Below are 16,950 nucleotides of genomic sequence, written 5' to 3' on the forward strand. Positions count from 1 at the left end.
TTCGGTTGATCTCGAGTGCAGCACCGGCCAGGGGCCAGATCCGTCTCAGTAGAGGGCTAGTGCCCGAGTGGCGGATAGACCTTGGCCCCTGGCCGGAACGGCGGGCGCCGAAGTGGACCGATCGCTTTCTAGAGCTCGAACTCTGGTGTCAGCCAGGCCTCACTGCAACGCCCATCGAAGCGGGGCCCGCAGTCTCTTTCCGGGCCTCGAAGGACCTGGGTGGGCCTAGCAGTGCACCGCTTCGTTGCCCATTAGGTGGTGAACCGGCCTTCGCGTCGAGTCCTGGGATTAGGTCGCTGCGTGGACCGCGTGCGCTCGCAACCAGCGCAAACACCGAACACTGGGAGGGGAAAGATCGTGATCTATTGCGGCATCGACTGGGCGGAGAAGACGCACGACGTCGCCCTGGTCGACGACAGCGGCCAGTTGCTGGCCAAGCGGCACATCACCGATGACGCGGCCGGCTACAAGATCCTGCTGGACCTGCTCGCCGAGTACGGCGACACCGAGGGGGACCCGATCCCGGTCGCGATCGAGACATCCCGCGGCCTGCTGGTCGCCGTGCTGGGGGCCAGCAAGCGGCAGGTGTTCGCGATCAACCCGACGGCCGCCGCCCGCTACCGCTACCGGGTGACCCACGTCACACCAAGCTCTTGTCAGCAATCGGGGCGCCGTCTCGTTCAAAGGGCACGCGAACGAGACAGGAGCAACGCCATGAAGCACCGCATCGTCGTACTTGGCGCCGGATACGCCGGGGCCTTCGCCGCCGGAAACCTGGCCCGTCGGCTCTCCCCCGCCGACACCGAGATCACCGTCGTCAACGCCGTGCCCGACTTCGTTGAGCGGATGCGGCTCCACCAGCTCGCGATCGGCCAGGATCTCGCGTTCCGCAAGCTCGCCGACGTATTCGCGGGCACCGGGGTGCGGCTGCGCCTGGCGCGCGTCACCGGCGTCGACCCCGAGCGCAGGACCGTCGCCGTGACCGGCGAGGACGGCGACGGCGAGCTCGCGTACGACACGCTTCTCTACGCGCTCGGCAGCTCCGTAGCCCACCATGGCGTCCCCGGCGTAGCCGAGTACGCCTTCGATGTGACCGGCCGGTCCTCGGCGCTGCGTCTGCGCGAGCGCCTGGCCGGCCTGGGCGAGGGCGGCACCGTGCTGGTCGTCGGTGAAGGGCTGACCGGCATCGAGACCGCCACCGAGTTCGCCGAGTCCCGGCCCGACCTCTCGGTCGCGCTCGCCGCCCGCGGCGAGCTGGGCGCCTGGCTCTCCCCGAAAGCCCGCCATCACCTGCGCCAGGCCTTCGACCGGCTCGGCATCACCGTCCACGAGCACACCGGCATCGAAGCCGTCGAGCCGACACGGGCGATCGCCGCCGACGGTGCGTCCATCCCGGCCGACGTGACCGTGTGGTCGGCCGGATTCGCCGTGCACCCCATCGCGGCCGCCAGCGGCCTGGAGGTCGCCGAGACCGGCCAGATCGTCGTCGACCGCACCATGCGCTCGGTCTCGCACCCGGACGTCTACGCCGCCGGTGACTGCGCCTACGCGATCGGCGAGAACGGCCGGCCGCTGCCGATGTCCTGCGCCTCGGCCGGCTTCACCAACATGCAGGCGACCGCCGCGATCATCGCGCGCCTGACGAGCAGCGAGGTCCCGACCACCGGCCTGAAGTACTACGGCAACCACATCAGCCTCGGGCGGCGGGACGCAATCTTCCAGATGGTGGACGGGGACGTCCGGTCGAAGTCCTGGTATCTGGGCGGCCGGACCGCCGCGCGGCTCAAGTCGGGCGTGCTCAAGGGGGCCGGGTGGAGCATCGCCCACCCGACCTTCGGCATGCCGAAGCGCAAGCGCCGTCTGGCCACCGCGCCTGACCGGGCCGGTGTGACGGCCGCCGCATAGGCTGTTCCGAATGGACAGCGCAGCCATAGATCGGTTCGAGGCCAGCCGGGGCCGGCTGGCCTCGCTCGCGTACCGTCTGCTCGGCTCGGCCGCCGACGCCGAGGACACCGTGCAGGACACGTTCCTGCGCTGGCAGACCGCAGACCGCGAACGGGTCGACGTGCCGGAAGCGTGGCTGACCAAGGTCGTCACCAATCTCTGCCTCGACCGGCTCCGCTCGGCACAGGCGCGCCACGAGCGAGTGGCCGGTGCCTGGCTGCCCGAGCCGCTCCTCGAAGGCGACCCGATGCTCGGCCCGGCCGACACCTTCGAGCAGCGCGAATCGGTGTCCTTGGCCGTACTGACCCTCTTGGAGCGCCTCTCGCCGGTCGAGCGGGCCGTCTACGTCCTGCGTGAGGCCTTCTCGTACAGCCATGCCGAGATCGCCGGGATCCTCGACATCACCGAATCCGCGAGCCAGCAGCATGTCCACCGAGCCCGGATCCGGGTCGCCGCCGAGCGCCGCCGCGGCGGCGAGGCCGACCCCGCGGCCGCGCGCCGGGTCGTCAAAGAATTCCTCGCCGCCGCCACGTCGGGGCGCACCGAACGGCTGGTGGCGCTGCTCACCGACGACGTGACGGCGATCTCGGACGGCGCCGGACTGGGCAAGCGGCTGTTGCGGTACAAGACGCGCGAGCGGGTCGCCTCCTACGTGCGGGCCGGCTTCAAGCCCACGCCGGCGAAGCGGCGGCTGGCCGGCGGCTCGCCCGCGATCCACATCGCGCTGGTCAACGGCTCCCCGGCCGTCCTCGCCGTGGTCGACGACCGGGTCGTGGGCGCCGTGGCGTTCGAAGTCAGCGACGGCAAGGTCGCGTCCCTGCGCGGCATCGCCGCCGCGGACCGGCTCACACGCCTCAACGAGGCCTGGCGGCAGCACGAACCCGACGTGCCGGTCATCAACGCATGGTGACCAGGACCACCGGAATCCAGTGACCCGGGTCGGAGCGAGGACGACACCCCTTCGGCCCCCGCGCTGCACAGCAGCACGGGGGCCGAAGCACGTCGATCTCCCGAATCAGACTCGGCCATGCAGTTCAGATCCCCGATGGCCAACTATCGGTCGCCACAGTGGCCAACTACGAATCGTCACGGAAGGCTGACCCTTCGACCAGCTGCCACTGCGGCCTCCCGGGCCGACAGAAGCTCTGGCCGTTTCAACGACGAGGCCCTCGATGCCGACCGTCCCATACGCCGGATCAAACCAGCGCAGCGCATTCGTGCGGTCGCGGGAGGTCGTGTGCACAGACGCGTCGAACTGCGACGGACGGCCACGGTGCATGGCATTTCCTGACGTCAGTCGGGCGAGCTGACCGGCGTGGTGAGTTCGTGGCGCCGTCAGGTTGGTCCTGTCGCCTGGTCGATCAGCGTTCTGGCCAGTTCTCGGGCATCTTGGAACGGTTGCCCGTCGTTGAGCGAGGTGGACAGGGCGCGGGCACCCTCGAACAGCAGGGCGAGTTGCCGTCCTAGGGTTTCCGGCTCGTGCGCGCCTGCCTCAGCGGCTGTTTTGATCACGCGCGCAGTGAACTCCCTTTTGTGACGCTCGACCAGTGCTGCAGCCTCGGGCATCGTCCCGGCCGTTTCGACGACGGTGTTATGCAGTGGGCAGCCGCGCACAACCTTTCCAGGCGGCAGCGAGTCGGCGAACAGTTCCAGGAGACGCTCGCGGGCGCTGAGGTGCCTGCGCTCCAGAGCGGTCTCGACGTGCACGGGTCCTTCCGGGTCTGACTCGACACGTTGCACGTACGCGCTGACCAATGCCTCCTTGCTCGGGAAATGCTGGTAGAGCGTGCGAGTCGACACGTGCGCCACGTCTGTCAGCTTCGCCATACCGGTGGCGTGTATACCGTCGCGCGCGAACAACTCGACCGCGGCGTGCAGGATGCGCTCTCGCGCACCGCGCCCGCCTCTGCGTGCACCGGCCGTCGCCTCACTCGTTCCCATGTCGACAAGTATAGCGATCGTTTTACTTGGCGCGAAGCGTCTGGTACGTTCAAGTACAACGATCACTTTACTTCGGAGAGTGTTCGTGCCTAGCCTGAACGCCGGCCCGTGCGTTACACGGCGCCCACCGCCGCGTCGAGCCTCGCGGCGGCGGGATCGGTGTTCGTTGGTCGACAAGACCGGTCAGGTTCCGCCCTGGCGGCCTCATGAAGTCGTCAACCTCCTCCGGGTGTTGGAAGTTCCGGTGCCCTCGGCCCTCTCCGCAGGCGCGGCGGGCGGCCGGTAAGGACCGGTGCGGGCCAGCGCAGGCGGCCCGGAAATCCTGTTCCGCCTGGGGATCGCCGGCGAATCGCGAGGGCTGCGGTGCCGTGCATCGGGTCGGCGTTTCCATATCGCAATAGCAATGTAAGCGAGTTTCGGCCGGTTCCCAAAAGGATGTGCTGGTCGCTTGCCGATGTCGCTTCAGATTCAAGAGAGGCATTCATGATGAACAAGGAAATACCCGCCGGCGCACCGGCGGTGTCAGGCAACAATGAGCTGGCCGAACTTGGTGTGGCGGCAGCGGCCGCCGCAATCCGGAACGGCGACATTACGGCCGAGTCATACTCGGCCGCACTTCTACGGCGCGCGCGAGATTATTCGGACCTGAATTCCTTCATCACCATAGATGAATCCGCCGTGCTGGCAGCGGCCAGGGATGCGGACAAGGCGCGGGCTGCAGGTTCCAGTGCTCCTCTCCTCGGAGTTCCGATCGGAGTGAAGGACAGCTACGCAACGCGTGGTGTTCGCACGACGCTTGGCGTGGAAACTCTGGACTCTTTCGTGCCAGCCGAAGACGCCGATGTCGTCAGCGCGATCAAGGATGCCGGTGGTCATGTCTTCGGCAAGATCAATCTCGTTGAAATGTCCTTCGGGCTGACCGGAGACAACAGCCGCTATGGGCAGGTAGAGAACCCGTACGGTCCCGAGCACGTGCCCGGGGGGTCTTCGAGTGGCTCCGGAGCATCTGTCGCCGCTCGGATCGTGCCTGCGGCATTGGGGGGCGACACGGTTGGCTCCATCAGGGTGCCCGCGTCACTGTGCGGCGTGGTGGGCTTCAAGCCGACCACGGGACGGTGGCCGCGGGGTGGTGTCGCGCCGGTTTCGCACACGCTCGACACGACAGGAATCCTGGCGCGCAGCGTCGAAGACGCCGCGCTGATCGATCAGATCGTCACGAAGGATGTATCCGTTCCCCTCTCTGATCGCCCCGATCTGCAGGAGGCGAAATTCGCATATGCTCCCAGGCAGTACATGGAGCTGATCGATCCCGAAACCGAAGCACATTTCAAGGATGCACTCCTACGACTGCAGGACGCCGGTGCCGAAGTTGTCGAAATCGACCTCGGCGAGGGCTTCTCCCAGCTCGCTGATCGCTTGACGTGGAACCTCTTCTTCCGTGAGACGATGGAATCGGTGACGGACTTCCTGCGCCGGAATAATTTCCCTGTCTCATTCAATGAAATCTACGGTGGACTCAAGCCCGAGCTCAAGGAGATCTGGAGTCATCTCGTCTTGCCGAGCGGGCAGGGATATATTTCTCAGGAGACCTATGAGACGACGTTGTCCGTCGATCGACCGGAACTCCAGCACCGGCTCGGTAAGGTATTCACGCACAGCGGGTTCGACGCACTGCTCTTCCCGACGACGCCCTGCCCCGCACCGACGATCGAACATCGGTCGAGGTTCACGGTCGCGGGCGAAGAGGTCGACGAGCGGTTCCTCGCGAAGAACACCGTTCCCACCAGCGGAGCAGGCCTGCCGGGCATCAGCATCCCCATAGGTCTGACCGGACACGGCCTGCCCATCGGACTCGAAATCGACGCCGCACATGGTCACGACAGGGAACTCCTCGACCTGGCACGTCGAGTGGAGTCTGTTTTCGACACTCTGCCCGCGCCCGCGTGAAGGAGTGCGCGACACCGCCGAGCACGGAGTCATCTGGGCGAACAACGGCCCGGAACCCGTGACTCAACCGGCCGCCCCGCCGGTGGACCGGTGCTCAGCGACGAGCACCGCCGGACGGGGCGCGCACCGGATCGCCGAGGCCCCCATGCCGAGGTACCCCCGGAGGACCCACCAGGGCCCGGTGTAGCCGTCGCCGGGCCCGGCCCACACCCGGGTGACCTGATAGCACGTGCCTGCAGCGGCGCGCCGCCGATCAGTCCCCCCCAGGCCGCAGTTCGCCTCTTGCTCCGGATCAATAAAGCCGTCAAGCGGAGAACGGTCCCCGGCGGAAATCGGGTACTCGATGCGGACACAGCCTGGGAGGCTGTGCGGGTGACTGAGACGACCCCTTATGACGCCGACCGCTCCCGATTCACCCGCCAGGCGCTGGCACGCCTGGTCCTCTGCGACCACGCCGTGGACGTAGCCGATAGCGCAAGGGGCCTGGTCGCCACCGAGAACGACCCTGACACCGGTCCCGGGGGTCGGATCAGCCAAGCGTTCCAGCTCATCGAACTCGCCGAACGCGCACTGGCCTCAGCCGTGATCTACGAACGCGAGCGGGGTAGTTCCTGGGCGGAGATCTCTCAGTACCTGGGGATCGATGCGATGGAAGCGGAAGCTCGTTTCGCCGCAGACCTGGACGGCTGGAACACGGCCTTCGACGTTCCGTACCGCCTCGACGAAAACGGCCGCAAGCGCATACCGCAGCTGCCCACGGCGGCGTACGACCCCGCATGGGCATGCGACCACCTCGACCGCTGGGCCTACCTCCAGCGCCTTGGGATCGATCAACACCAGGCCGTGAGTTGCGGACTGATCATGGCCACGCCGGAGGAAGAGTCCTCGTCAGTCACCCCATAGCGGAGTTCACTGGAAAGGCGATCACTTCGTCGAACGGAACGCGGGTCCGAAGGCAGTGGTGGAGCTGTCCGGGCATGCGGGTGAACAGGTGTCGCAGAGCTTGGGCATGCCAGTCGCCTGCCTCGCGTCGTCACCGGTGGTGGGCGTTCACTCCCTTCGAGTGTGTGAGGGTGGCGAAGGCCCATAGGTAGCCGACATGGTTGAGCCGGTTGTTCTTCACGAAGCGCCGTCCGACGTACTTGCGCTTGCCCGAGCCCGGGTGATCGGGGCTGCTCCCGACGCATGCCTTGCGTCCACCGGCGGTGGTGAAGCGCGTCCGGTCGTCGCCGATCTCGGCCAGGATGGGCAGCGAACATGCCCTGGTATGACGCTGCGTGACTCTCCGCGAGGCTGGGCCGGGGTCATCTTCTCCAGTTCCGATCGACTTCATGAGCGCAGTGAGACGGGCGCACCACCTGGACATTCGACGCTCCGCTGCCAGTGCCTCCCGTCGTCAACGCCGTTGCGGTCGACCCCGAGCATGACGAGCACGGGAAGTCTTGGCGGCCCAGGTCGAGTTCCATGGCTCAGTGCGGCTGGTACCACGTGGAGACGCCGGCGGCACGGGCGACAGCGGTAAGGGTGATCCTCGTCCCGTCGAGTTCACGCAAGCTGACCGGCGGGTGCGGTAGCGGGGCAGCGGACGCGGCCCGAGCCCGCCGTAGGGTGGCTCGTAGGGTTCAGCCGTCTCGGTGTGGGCGGTCATTCGCCCTTGACCTGGCAGGCCACGGTCCTCCAGGGCGTGCCGGAAGTCGGCGTTCGCGCCGTAGCCGGTGTCCGCGACCAGCACCGCGGGCCACAAGCCCGACCGTGGCGAGTTCGTCGAGCATGTCCACAGCGAGCTGCCACCCGGGCCGGTGATGTTCCTCGTCGGGGACCCGGCAGCCGGCCCGCCGGCCCGCGCATGCATCGAAACGACATCCATGGAAAGTGACAGCCACGCCTTGCATTACGGGTGCCTGGGGCACGCCGGTCGGCGCAGCCTTCGCTGGCGCTGTGACCATGGCGGATCTGCGCCGACAGGATGGGCACCTTGGCCCCGGGTGCCGATGCAGCGGCCTGGCGCTAACGTCGGGAGAACGGTTCGGGACGTGTCGTTGGCTGAAGCGCGGTTCGCTTCCGATTTGTGCGCTGGCCCTTCACCCTTTTGAGGACGCGTTCCCCGGTGAAGCTGTAGCGAGGAGGCTCCTGATGAAGGCGTCCACTACACGGCGGCGGTTCATCCCGATGACTCTGGCGGTGGCCACGGTCACTGTTGTAACCATGACTGCGGCGTCCCCTCCTGACGGCGCCACGACAGTCAGGCATCCGGCTGCCAGAGCAGCGGACAATGCGCAAGCGAAGCCCACAGTGGTGTTGGTACACGGGGCCTGGGCGGGCACGTCGAGCTGGAACGGCGAGGTCGACATCCTGCGCCGCGCGGGCTATACAGTGCGTGCCATTGGGAACCCGTTGCAGAACCTGACGACCGACGCGCGCACGGTCAAGGACTTCCTCAAGAGCATCTCGGGGCCAATCGTGCTGGTGGGGCACTCCTATGGCGGGTCGGTGATCACGAACGCCGCGGCAGGAGTGAGTAACGTAAAGGCACTCGTATACGTCGACGCGGCCGCTCCGGCGGTCGGGGAGACGACGGGGCAGCTCAGCGGCTCGACGTCCGCGCTGTCGGGGCCGCCGTCCAAGCTGTACGACGTCGTGTCGTACGCGGACGCCCCCGCCAAGGCGTCCAACCTCTATCTCAAGAAGGACGTATTCGTCACGAAGTTTGCCAGCAGCGTGCCACGTGACCAGGCGATCAACCTGTGGGCCACCCAGCGGGCTGCCAGCACAGTGGCCTTCAACACCCCCTCCAAGGCTGCGGCATGGAAGACGATCCCCTCCTGGTACTTCATCAGCAGCGGGGACCAGATCATCACACCGGAGTCGGAGAAGAAGATGGCGCGTCGCGCGGGGGCGAAGGTGACTGTCTACCCAGGCGGTTCGCATCTGACCCTGGTGTCCGATCCGGCTGCCGTGAGCAAGGTCATTCAGTCGGCCATCGCGGCGGTGAAATGACGTAGCGCGGTGTGGGGCAGCGCGGGTGGCTGCTTCAACGGCAGTACTTTTCGAGAATTCGGAGGCCAACTCTGCTTCGTCAAGCGGGAGCCCCCTCGCCCAGGACGGGGGCGGCTGACGAGGTTGGGGCCGTCGGAAGGTGCGGTCGGCCACCTGCACCCGCTCGACCTCGCCGCCGAGCGCAGCCGCAGCGACGGGCGCGCACACCAGCGGCATCAAGCTCGCGTCGAGAACCACCCCTACGACGGTCTGCTGGTCGCGGTCGCAGAGAGGATCGTCTTCTCTGTGACCGCCTGTCCGACGACACCGACGACGTCACCGCCAACTCCTTGGACGAGTTCCGTCTTCCTCGTGGCGATACGCGAGTGGTCCCACCCCACCTCCGAGTCCAGGCCCAGGCCGATGCGGCCGGTGACGTCGATTGGCTGGTCCAGATCGACTCCGCTGTGGTCCGCGCACACCAGCACGCCGCCGCCACCGGCCGAAAAGGGGGCACCATCAGCAGGACGAACCGTCGATCCCGAGGAGGCCTGACCGCCAAGATCCACCCTTCGAACGGATCTTGCCCAGAGCACGAACGACGCCAGGCTGACCGTTGCTTCGTAGGAGGCGGCGGTCTTGTCGTACCTGGTCGCAATCCCGCGGAAGTGTTTGAGGGTCGGGACTCGCATGGTGGCTGTCCTCGTCGGCACCCGCCGTGGACGGTGCGGCCCGGCGGCGCACCGCGACCATGGCGACGTCGTCCTGGACCTCCCCGCCCGCATGGACGGTCAGGTCGCTCATGAGGCGCTCGATCAGGTGGTGCGGCTCGTCCTCGGCGAGGAGCGCGAAACGGTCCAGCGCCGGGTAGAAGACGCCCGCCGGGTCGCGGGTCTCGAGGAGGCCGTCGGTGTGCAGGAGCAGCGTGTCCTCCGGCTCGAATCCGAAGGTGTTGACCTGATAGGCCGCCTGGTCACCGCCCAGGCCGAGCGGTGGTGCCGGCTGCGGCACTTCGAGGAGGTCCACGTCTGTGCCATGAGAGCGCATCAAGTCGGGGTGGCCACAGCTGATCACGTGGACGACGTCGAGGTCGTCGGGTATCTCCAGGACGAGAGCGGTGATGAACCGCTCCGAGGCGTTGCTGTCCGTCTCGCCGGCCTGGTCGACACGGCGGCGCACGCTGGCGTCCAGGGACAGGGCGACATGCTCCAGTTGCACGTCGCGGTGCGCGGCTTCGCGGAACGCACCGATGACGGCTGCGGCGTCGTCGACTGCCGCCAAGCCGTTGCCCCGCACGTCACCGATCAACATTCGGACCGTGCGGTCGACACGTTCGGCGGCGTACACGTCTCCGCCGATGTGTGCGTGGGCGGCGGCCGAGCGATAGGCAGTGGCGATTTCCAGACCTGCCACACGACAGGGCAACGGGGGCAGCAGCGCCCTTTGCGCTGTCTCCGAGACGGAGCGCACCGCATGAAGCGTTCGATGGTCCACGTCCCGCAGGCGCCGGAACACGAGGACCAGGACGCAGACGACCAGCAGGCCCAGGACGTCGATCGGGAGGATCGGTGAGCTGGGCAGACCGTCGTCGACGTCGACCGCGACCACTCCGAGACAGGCCAGGGCGGTCATACTGACGGTGGTACGCGTGTTGTCCGCCGCAGCGGTGAGAGCCGGCACCGCCACCAGCAGCACTACCAGGTGGACGTCCGCGGGGACGATCACGCCCCCCAGGGTGACGCCGAGCAGGACGGCCGAGGCGACCACGACCGCGATGAGCGGTCGTAGCCGTACCGCCGAGAAGCTGACGGCAAGTCCCGCGGCAGTCACGCGGCTCGTGCTTGTCATGATGTGCGTCTGCGTCGTCATGAGAACCTCCTGCTTGTCACGATGTGCGTCTGCGTCGTCTGCGTCGTCATGAGAACCTCCTGCTTGTCACGATGTGCGTCTGCGTCGTCTGCGTCGTCATGAGAACCTCCTGCCACGTACGACATGGGGCTGGTCCGGCTGGCATGACAGGTGTCCGGTGGGGCCGGTGGGCAGCCTCGGTCGGCGTCATGTCATTCGCGTCGCCTCACCGCGGCTGATCGGGCACCGTGGGCCGGGTCGACCGACCAGACCAGTTGGAGGGGGGCTGCGACGGAGCCGCGGTCGTCGGCCCGTCATCTCAGATTGATGTCGTGGAGTTGCGCGAAGAGTTCTGTGTTGTGTGCGTAGTCGACCGGGACATCGATGACCGTGATACCGGGGTCGCAGAGTCTGCTCGGGTCGAGAGATCTGCGCAGTTCGGTCTCGAAGGCGTCCATGGTCTCGGTCCGGATTCCTCTGGCGCCGAACGCGCTGGCGTACAGGGTGATGTCGTAGTCGCCCGACCGGACACCGGAGGCCCTGCCGTGTTTGCGATGCTCCTGGAAGGCCACCATGTCGTAGGCGTTGTCCCGCATGATCACGTGCGTGGTGTGGAGGCCCAGACGGGTGGCGGTCTCCATTTCGGGTGCGCTGGACAGAAACCCGCCGTCCCCGGAGACTGACACCACCTGTGTCCCCGGCCGCAACAGCGCGGCGGTCATCGCCCGTGGCAGGGCGACTCCCGGTGTCTGCAGACCGTTGGGGAGCAGGATGCGCCGCGGCTGGTGTCCGCGGAAGTGTCGGGCCATGTACATGTGCGAGCCCGTGTCGGACACCACGGTGGCGTCGTCCTCCACGTTCTCAGCGATCTTCAGGATCACCGCGGCGGGATTGAGGCCGGCAGCGGTGGCCGGGACCGACCTGGCCTCCTCTTCGATATAGGCCAGAGCGGCGCGTTGTTCGGCCAGGGAAACTCGGGTCCGGTCGTTGATCGGCAGCCCGGACAGCTCCCCTGACAGCTCACCGACCGTCGCGGCCACATCGCCCCGCAGTTCCAGGGTGGGCTGGTAGTGGCTGCCGATCTCGGCGGGCGGTGCATCGATGTGGACGATCGTACGGGCCGGGTCGGTGTTCCACAGGCCCGGGTCGTACTCCACGGGGTCGTAGCCGACGGTAATCAGGACGTCGGCGTGTGTCACCACGCCGTCCCCGGGCTGGTTGCGGAAAAGGCCGACCCGGCCGGCGTACTGCTCCTCCAGTGTGCGCGGGACGATGCCCGCCGCCTGGGAGGTCTCCACCACGGGCAGGCCTGTGACACGGATCAGTTCGCGCAGCGCGGCGCAGGCCTCGGGATCTGCACCACGCAACCCGACCAGCAGGACGGGCTGCTGTGCGGCACGGATGATCTGTGCGGCACGGTGGATGTATTCGGCGGGAGCGGGGCCGGGAGAGGGGTGCCTGTGCGGCTGGACGATGGTTGCGGCGGTGAGCGCGCCTGCGACGTCGGCCGGAATCACCACCGCGGCCGCACCGCGGGGCGGGGTGACCGCCGCACGCAGGGCGTTGGCGATGGCTTCGGGGACGTTGTCGGGGTCGTGGACTTCGCAGGTGTAAGTGGTGACCAGTCTCAGTGCGGCGATGGCGTCCATCGACCGCTGGGTTCGCTTGAACCGGTCCCGGCGGGTCCCGGCCCCGCAGACAGCAATCATGGGGTGCTGCTCAGTCGTCGCCGTGAGCAGAGCGGTCATCAGATTGGTGGTGCCGACTCCTGAGGTGACCAGGACCGCTCCGGGGGTGCCGGTCAGCAGCCCGACAGCGGCGGCCATCACGGCAGCGTTCTGTTCGTGGCGGCACATCACAAATTCGGGGCCTGCGACTGCCAGGGCATCGTGAACGGCGTCGCTCGTGGCTCCGGGGACACCGAAGACGTACGGCACGCCGTACTGCGAAAGGGTCTCGACCATGCGCTGGGCCGCGCCGACAGGTGGGGTGGGCATGTGCCCACCGCCTTTCTTGATCGTTGGGTTTGCGCAACGGTGGTGGCAGTTGCTGCGTGGGGTGAGGTGCCGTCGCCGGACCGGTCAGTGCGGGTCCGGTCGGCGCTCGGCCGAGGCCGGGCCGTCGCCTGCCCTCCGTCCGGCGGGGTCTGCGTGCCCGTGTCGGCCCTGCTCCGGTGCGAGGAACTGGGCGGTCGGTGGCAGGCCACGTGCAGCTCGGGGTGGATGGCGGTGTCCCTGGTGCCGCTCGTGAGCAGCCAGTCCAGGGAGGTCGTCGAGGACGAGCATCGCGCTGTCGAGGCGGTTGAAGGCGCCCGAGCCCAAGTCGCCTCCGTGCCGCGGGAGCTTACGGATCGTCACCTCGCCGCCGCATGCGGTCGAGCAGTGTGCCGATCGTGGAGGCCGGGTGCACCCTGGAGGCGCTTCGGGACGATGGTGCTGCCTGGGCGGGTCGCGGGCAAGCAGGAGGCATGCCCACTGGTGGAATACCTCGTAGCTGGACACGGGAGAATCAGGTGTGGTCCTAGGCGTGATCATGGCGGTCCGCTCGCTTTCCGCGGTGTGTCGCGCGAGGCACGGCCGACGGTGTGCCGCCAGCTCGCGCCGGTGCCGCTTCACTGATAACGGTAGGCACACGCCCCCGCCCGAGGGCATCACGTGAATGCGTAGTCGTGCACGGATTGCCGCGTCAGGACCGGTCTGTGTCTCCGGGGATCGGCTGGCCATCTTGCAGCAGCCGGGCAAGCTGAGTACGCGTGGTGACCTTGAGCTTGCGGAAGACTTTGCGCAGGTGGTAGTCGACCGTGCTGGCGCTGATGAACAATCGCGACGCGATCTCGGGGTTGGTAGCTCCCTCGGCCGCCAGCATCGCAACACGTCTTTCCTGGGGAGTGAGTTGCTCGCCGAACCGAGACCGACGCTTGCGGGTGGGTTCTCCGGCCGCTGACAGTTCGCTTCGGGCCCGTTCGGCGAAACCGTCCATGCCGAACCGCACGAACATCTCGTGTGCCTGCCGCAGTTGGTCTCGTGCCTCGAGGTGGCGGCGCTCGCGCCGCAGCCACTCCCCGTACAGAAGATGGACACGGGCCACCGCGGCGCGCAGGCCGGTGCACTCAAGCCGTTCCAAGGCCGTGCGGTACAGGTCCTCGGCGTCCGCGCCATCGGCAAGCAGCGCCCGGCAGTGTGCCTCGATGCCTGCGGCCCAGTGGCTGGAGCAGGGTCTGGTCGTCCGGCACAGCTCCCTCAGCGCCTCGTCGGCCAGGTCCTGGTGTCCGGTACGTACGGCCGCCTCGATGAGCTCAGCCAGCGCCCAGTTGCGGATCCGCTGGACGCTGGAGTCGGCGCCGGCCTGGCGGGCGGATTCCAGCGCCTGATCGTACCGGCACGCACCGTTGTGGAGCACGGCGGTGGCCCATTGCAGGTAGGTCAGCGCCATGCCTTCGCCCCGCGCCATCGCGTCCCGGGTCGCGGTGCGGATCGCGGCAGCGGCCTCATCATCCCGGCCGCGGAAGACGGCGAGCCCCACCTCCGCGTAGGGGACCGGGCCGGCTCCAGTCATGAAAGTGACGTCGGCGGCCGTCTCGGCCAACGACGCGGCCTTCAGGAGATCCCCGCCCAGCAGGTGCAGTGCCGCACGTGTGGCTGCGGCAACCGGGAGGATGCTGAGTGCTCCTCGTTCCTCGCAGGATCGCAGCAGCCGCGTGGCCAGGAGTCGCCATGCCTCGTCGTCCCACAACAGCCCGGCGCCGTGGACGGCGAGCCACAGCCAGTACAGTTCCTCCTCAGGGGCCAATTCCTCTGTGGTGAACGCCGACACCGCCCTGCGCAACACCGGAACTGCGGCGTCGCGGCCTTCGACGATCAGGAGCGTCAGCCCGTCCAGCAAGAGGTCGGAGGCGCGTGGTACGGACGCCGCAGGCACTCTGCGAGCACTATGGGCAACCTCCGCAATCCGACACTCGTCGCCCAGCCGGCCGGCGAGCATCGCTGCGGTCAGGGCCTGCAAGTAGACATCCCTGGCACGGGAGACGTCGATGGACTCGAAACGGCGGGCCGCGCGCAGCAGCACGGGGGCGGCTCCGCCACCGAAACTGCGGGCAAAGGCGATCTGCCCTCGCAGCAACTCACTGTTGGCGGCCCGCAGCTCGTTCTCGGGCCCTCGGTCAGCCAGGACAAGGAGGTCCAGAGCGCTGTCGTACGCGCCGGCCTGCTGTTTGGCGCGTGCCGCACGCAGCGCCCGCTCTGCCCTGGCGGTGGGGTCGGCAGTGAGCACGACCGACCGCTCCAGGAATGCCGCGGCGGCAGCGATACCGCCGCGTGCCAGCGCCCGGTGAGCCGATCCCTCGAGCTCCGCTGCGGCCTCCTCGTCAAAGCCGACGGCAGCCTGCGCGCGGTGCCAGGCTCGCCGGTCCGGTTCCGAAGGACCGGTGGCATCGGCCAGAGCCCGGTGCACGGCCCGCCGCTGCGACGGCGGCACCGCCTGATAGACAGCCGACCGCACCAGGGGATGGCGGAAGACCACCTGCGTGCCGATGGACAGCAGCCCGTCGGCCTCGGCCGCCGTCGCGGCCGAGACCCCGATTCCCAGACGGGCGGCCGCGCGCCACAGCAGTGCGGAGTCGCCGGTCGGCTCCGCCGCGGCCACCAGGAGCAGCATCCGGGTGGCCGGCGGAAGGCGGAGAACCCTGCTACGGAAACTGTCCTCGATGCGACCCGGCACGGCTGCGGTGTCCGTCGGACTGAAACCGCCCGCGAACCCGGCAGCCGTCATGGTTCGGGGCAGTTCGAGCAGGGCAAGCGGATTGCCGCGGGCCTCCGCCGCGATCCGGTCCACGACTTCCTCGTCCAACGGCACGTGCAGAGCCGAGTGCAGCAAGGCACGGGCGTCGCCAGGGCCGAGCCCGGTCAGCACTACCTCCTGCAACCCGCGTAGACCACCACCGGCATGGCGAGTGGCGAACACGAGGCCGAGGGGCTCTGCACCGACGCGGTGCGCCACAAACGTCAACGCCTGGGCCGAACCCAGATCGAGCCACTGGGCGTCGTCGATCACACAGATCAGCGGTTGGCGGGCCGCCGTCTCGGACAACAAGCCCAGTACGGCCAGGCCCAGCATGAAGCGGTCGGGCGCCGCTCCTGTCCGCAGCCCGAATGCCGCAGCCAGGGCGTCCTGCTGCGGTCCGGGCAGGTGCTCCAGTGTGGCTAGGAACGGCGCGCAGACCTGGTGCAACACCCCGAAGGGCAGCTCTGCCTCCGCTTCCACACCGGCGGCCCGCACCACGCGGAAGCCGACCGCGGTCGAAGCCATGTGGTCGAGCAGCGCGGACTTGCCGATACCAGACTCACCGAGGACCACAAGAGCGCCGCCTCGACCGGCCTTGACGGCATCCTGCCAGCGGTCGAACAGCGCACATTCAGCACGCCGACCCAGGAAAACCGCGGGACGCCCCGGCAACACCATGTTTCCAATCTAACTGCGGCATCCAGTCCGCACCTCTCCGACCTGGGCTTATCCTGTCGAACGCAGCCGGTAGCCGAGCCGGGACGCGCGCGTGGACGCTGCGGGACTGTCGCCTGCGGCAAGACGGTCGGCAACTTGCTGTCCGCGTCCGGGTGGCTTCGCCGAAGAGGTTCCGTATCTGCCACTCGGTGACCCGCGCCCCGGCCACCAGACCGACCGCGGGCAGCGCCCGGCCCATCCACACACCCGGCGGGACACCCCTCTCGTCCTACGCCTGCTCCAGGCCCCTCCCCCGCGACCGACGGCCACCACCTGACGCCCGCAATACTTGTACGCGGAGCCCTTGCTGACTTGCTTGAACGTCATCATGCAACCCGGCACAGCACCGAAAAGCACTGGTCAACGGCCTGAACTGAGGGCCCCGTGGGGCGGGACGAAAGCACGGATTCGTCGGCCTGGCTTCCCGTGTCACGGGCAGTTGGCAGCCACATTTCCCACCCCGGCTCCAGACCGGCAGAGCTCCGCTACGGAACGAAAGTTCACGCCGGGCGCCCGATCTCGGGGAGCGGACTGTAGCCCGCGGACCAGTCGTTGACCCAGCCGCAACCCGCGCACTCGTACCGGCCATCGAGACCCGCGATCTCCGTCCCGCACTGCGCGCACCCTATATAGGTGATCTCGGGACGTGGCAGAGTCTCCTCAGGCAGGGCCGGATCCGGGGCAATTGCCATGCTCTGACGCTACCGCCGTCGGCAGCGATGTCAGAGGCCGGAACCGACGCCACCACACTCTCTTTACAGACGCCGGGCAAGCCGGTACATACAGGCTTGCCCCCAG

The 16,950-nt window shown here is 68.0% G+C and carries 12 protein-coding genes and 3 pseudogenes; 7 read left to right on the forward strand and 8 right to left on the reverse strand.

The features are described 5' to 3' along the window. Positions 1-354 precede the first annotated feature (354 nt). The 3 genes and pseudogenes from OHA88_RS03905 to OHA88_RS03915 form a co-directional block, all read left to right on the forward strand. Positions 355-630 (forward strand): annotated as a pseudogene (locus OHA88_RS03905) (IS110 family transposase); the annotation flags it as partial. Between the two features lie 84 nt (positions 631-714). Continuing rightward, on the forward strand, positions 715-1,905 hold the full coding sequence (locus OHA88_RS03910) for an NAD(P)/FAD-dependent oxidoreductase (RefSeq protein WP_328629579.1): 1,191 nt from the start codon (positions 715-717) through the stop codon (positions 1,903-1,905). Positions 1,906-1,915: 10 nt separating this feature from the next. Then, on the forward strand, positions 1,916-2,854 hold the full coding sequence (locus OHA88_RS03915) for a sigma-70 family RNA polymerase sigma factor (protein WP_328624231.1): 939 nt from the start codon (positions 1,916-1,918) through the stop codon (positions 2,852-2,854). A 425-nt stretch (positions 2,855-3,279) separates the two neighbouring features. Here the strand turns inward: OHA88_RS03915 and OHA88_RS03920 are convergent, their stop codons facing one another. Then, entirely contained in the window at positions 3,280-3,885 is a 606-nt protein-coding gene (locus OHA88_RS03920; protein ID WP_328624232.1) for a TetR/AcrR family transcriptional regulator, read from the reverse strand. A 483-nt stretch (positions 3,886-4,368) separates the two neighbouring features. On the opposite strand from OHA88_RS03920, the gene OHA88_RS03925 reads away from it, so the two are divergent. Both OHA88_RS03925 and OHA88_RS03930 read left to right on the forward strand, forming a co-directional pair. Continuing rightward, entirely contained in the window at positions 4,369-5,832 is a 1,464-nt protein-coding gene (locus OHA88_RS03925) for an amidase family protein (protein WP_328624233.1), read from the forward strand. 372 nt (positions 5,833-6,204) lie between these two features. After that, entirely contained in the window at positions 6,205-6,735 is a 531-nt protein-coding gene (locus tag OHA88_RS03930) for a hypothetical protein (protein WP_328624234.1), read from the forward strand. Here OHA88_RS03930 and OHA88_RS03935 read toward each other — a convergent pair. Both OHA88_RS03935 and OHA88_RS44490 read right to left on the reverse strand, forming a co-directional pair. Further along, a pseudogene (locus tag OHA88_RS03935) lies at positions 6,725-7,078 on the reverse strand (IS110 family transposase); the annotation flags it as partial. The gene OHA88_RS03930 and the pseudogene OHA88_RS03935 overlap by 11 nt on opposite strands. A gap of 150 nt (positions 7,079-7,228) precedes the next feature. Beyond that, positions 7,229-7,699, reverse strand: a complete 471-nt coding sequence (locus OHA88_RS44490; protein ID WP_443044168.1) for a transposase — start codon at positions 7,697-7,699, stop codon at positions 7,229-7,231. A gap of 266 nt (positions 7,700-7,965) precedes the next feature. Here OHA88_RS44490 and OHA88_RS03940 point away from each other — a divergent pair, with 266 nt between their 5' ends. Further along, on the forward strand, positions 7,966-8,829 hold the full coding sequence (locus tag OHA88_RS03940; RefSeq protein WP_328624235.1) for an alpha/beta hydrolase: 864 nt from the start codon (positions 7,966-7,968) through the stop codon (positions 8,827-8,829). 239 nt (positions 8,830-9,068) lie between these two features. Here OHA88_RS03940 and OHA88_RS03945 read toward each other — a convergent pair whose 3' ends face one another. Beyond that, a complete protein-coding gene (locus OHA88_RS03945; protein ID WP_328629954.1) occupies positions 9,069-9,296 on the reverse strand; it encodes a hypothetical protein in 228 nt (75 codons plus the stop codon). Here OHA88_RS03945 and OHA88_RS03950 point away from each other — a divergent pair. Then, positions 9,243-9,377: pseudogene (locus OHA88_RS03950) on the forward strand (IS5/IS1182 family transposase); the annotation flags it as partial. The gene OHA88_RS03945 and the pseudogene OHA88_RS03950 sit on opposite strands and share 54 nt — an antisense overlap. Here the strand turns inward: OHA88_RS03950 and OHA88_RS03960 are convergent. The 4 genes from OHA88_RS03960 to OHA88_RS03975 all read right to left on the reverse strand — a co-directional run bounded on the left by OHA88_RS03960 (position 9,328) and on the right by OHA88_RS03975 (position 16,844). Further along, positions 9,328-10,677, reverse strand: a complete 1,350-nt coding sequence (locus OHA88_RS03960; protein WP_443044169.1) for a PP2C family protein-serine/threonine phosphatase — start codon at positions 10,675-10,677, stop codon at positions 9,328-9,330. The pseudogene OHA88_RS03950 and the gene OHA88_RS03960 overlap by 50 nt on opposite strands. Positions 10,678-10,970: 293 nt before the next feature. Further along, entirely contained in the window at positions 10,971-12,653 is a 1,683-nt protein-coding gene (gene alsS / locus OHA88_RS03965) for an acetolactate synthase AlsS (protein ID WP_328624236.1), read from the reverse strand. 688 nt (positions 12,654-13,341) lie between these two features. Then, on the reverse strand, positions 13,342-16,113 hold the full coding sequence (locus OHA88_RS03970; protein WP_328624237.1) for a helix-turn-helix transcriptional regulator: 2,772 nt from the start codon (positions 16,111-16,113) through the stop codon (positions 13,342-13,344). A gap of 539 nt (positions 16,114-16,652) precedes the next feature. Next, a complete protein-coding gene (locus OHA88_RS03975; protein ID WP_328624238.1) occupies positions 16,653-16,844 on the reverse strand; it encodes a hypothetical protein in 192 nt (63 codons plus the stop codon). Positions 16,845-16,950: the final 106 nt, after the last annotated feature.

Origin of the sequence: Streptomyces sp. NBC_00353 (assembly GCF_036108815.1) — a bacterium.
Taxonomy (GTDB): domain Bacteria; phylum Actinomycetota; class Actinomycetes; order Streptomycetales; family Streptomycetaceae; genus Streptomyces.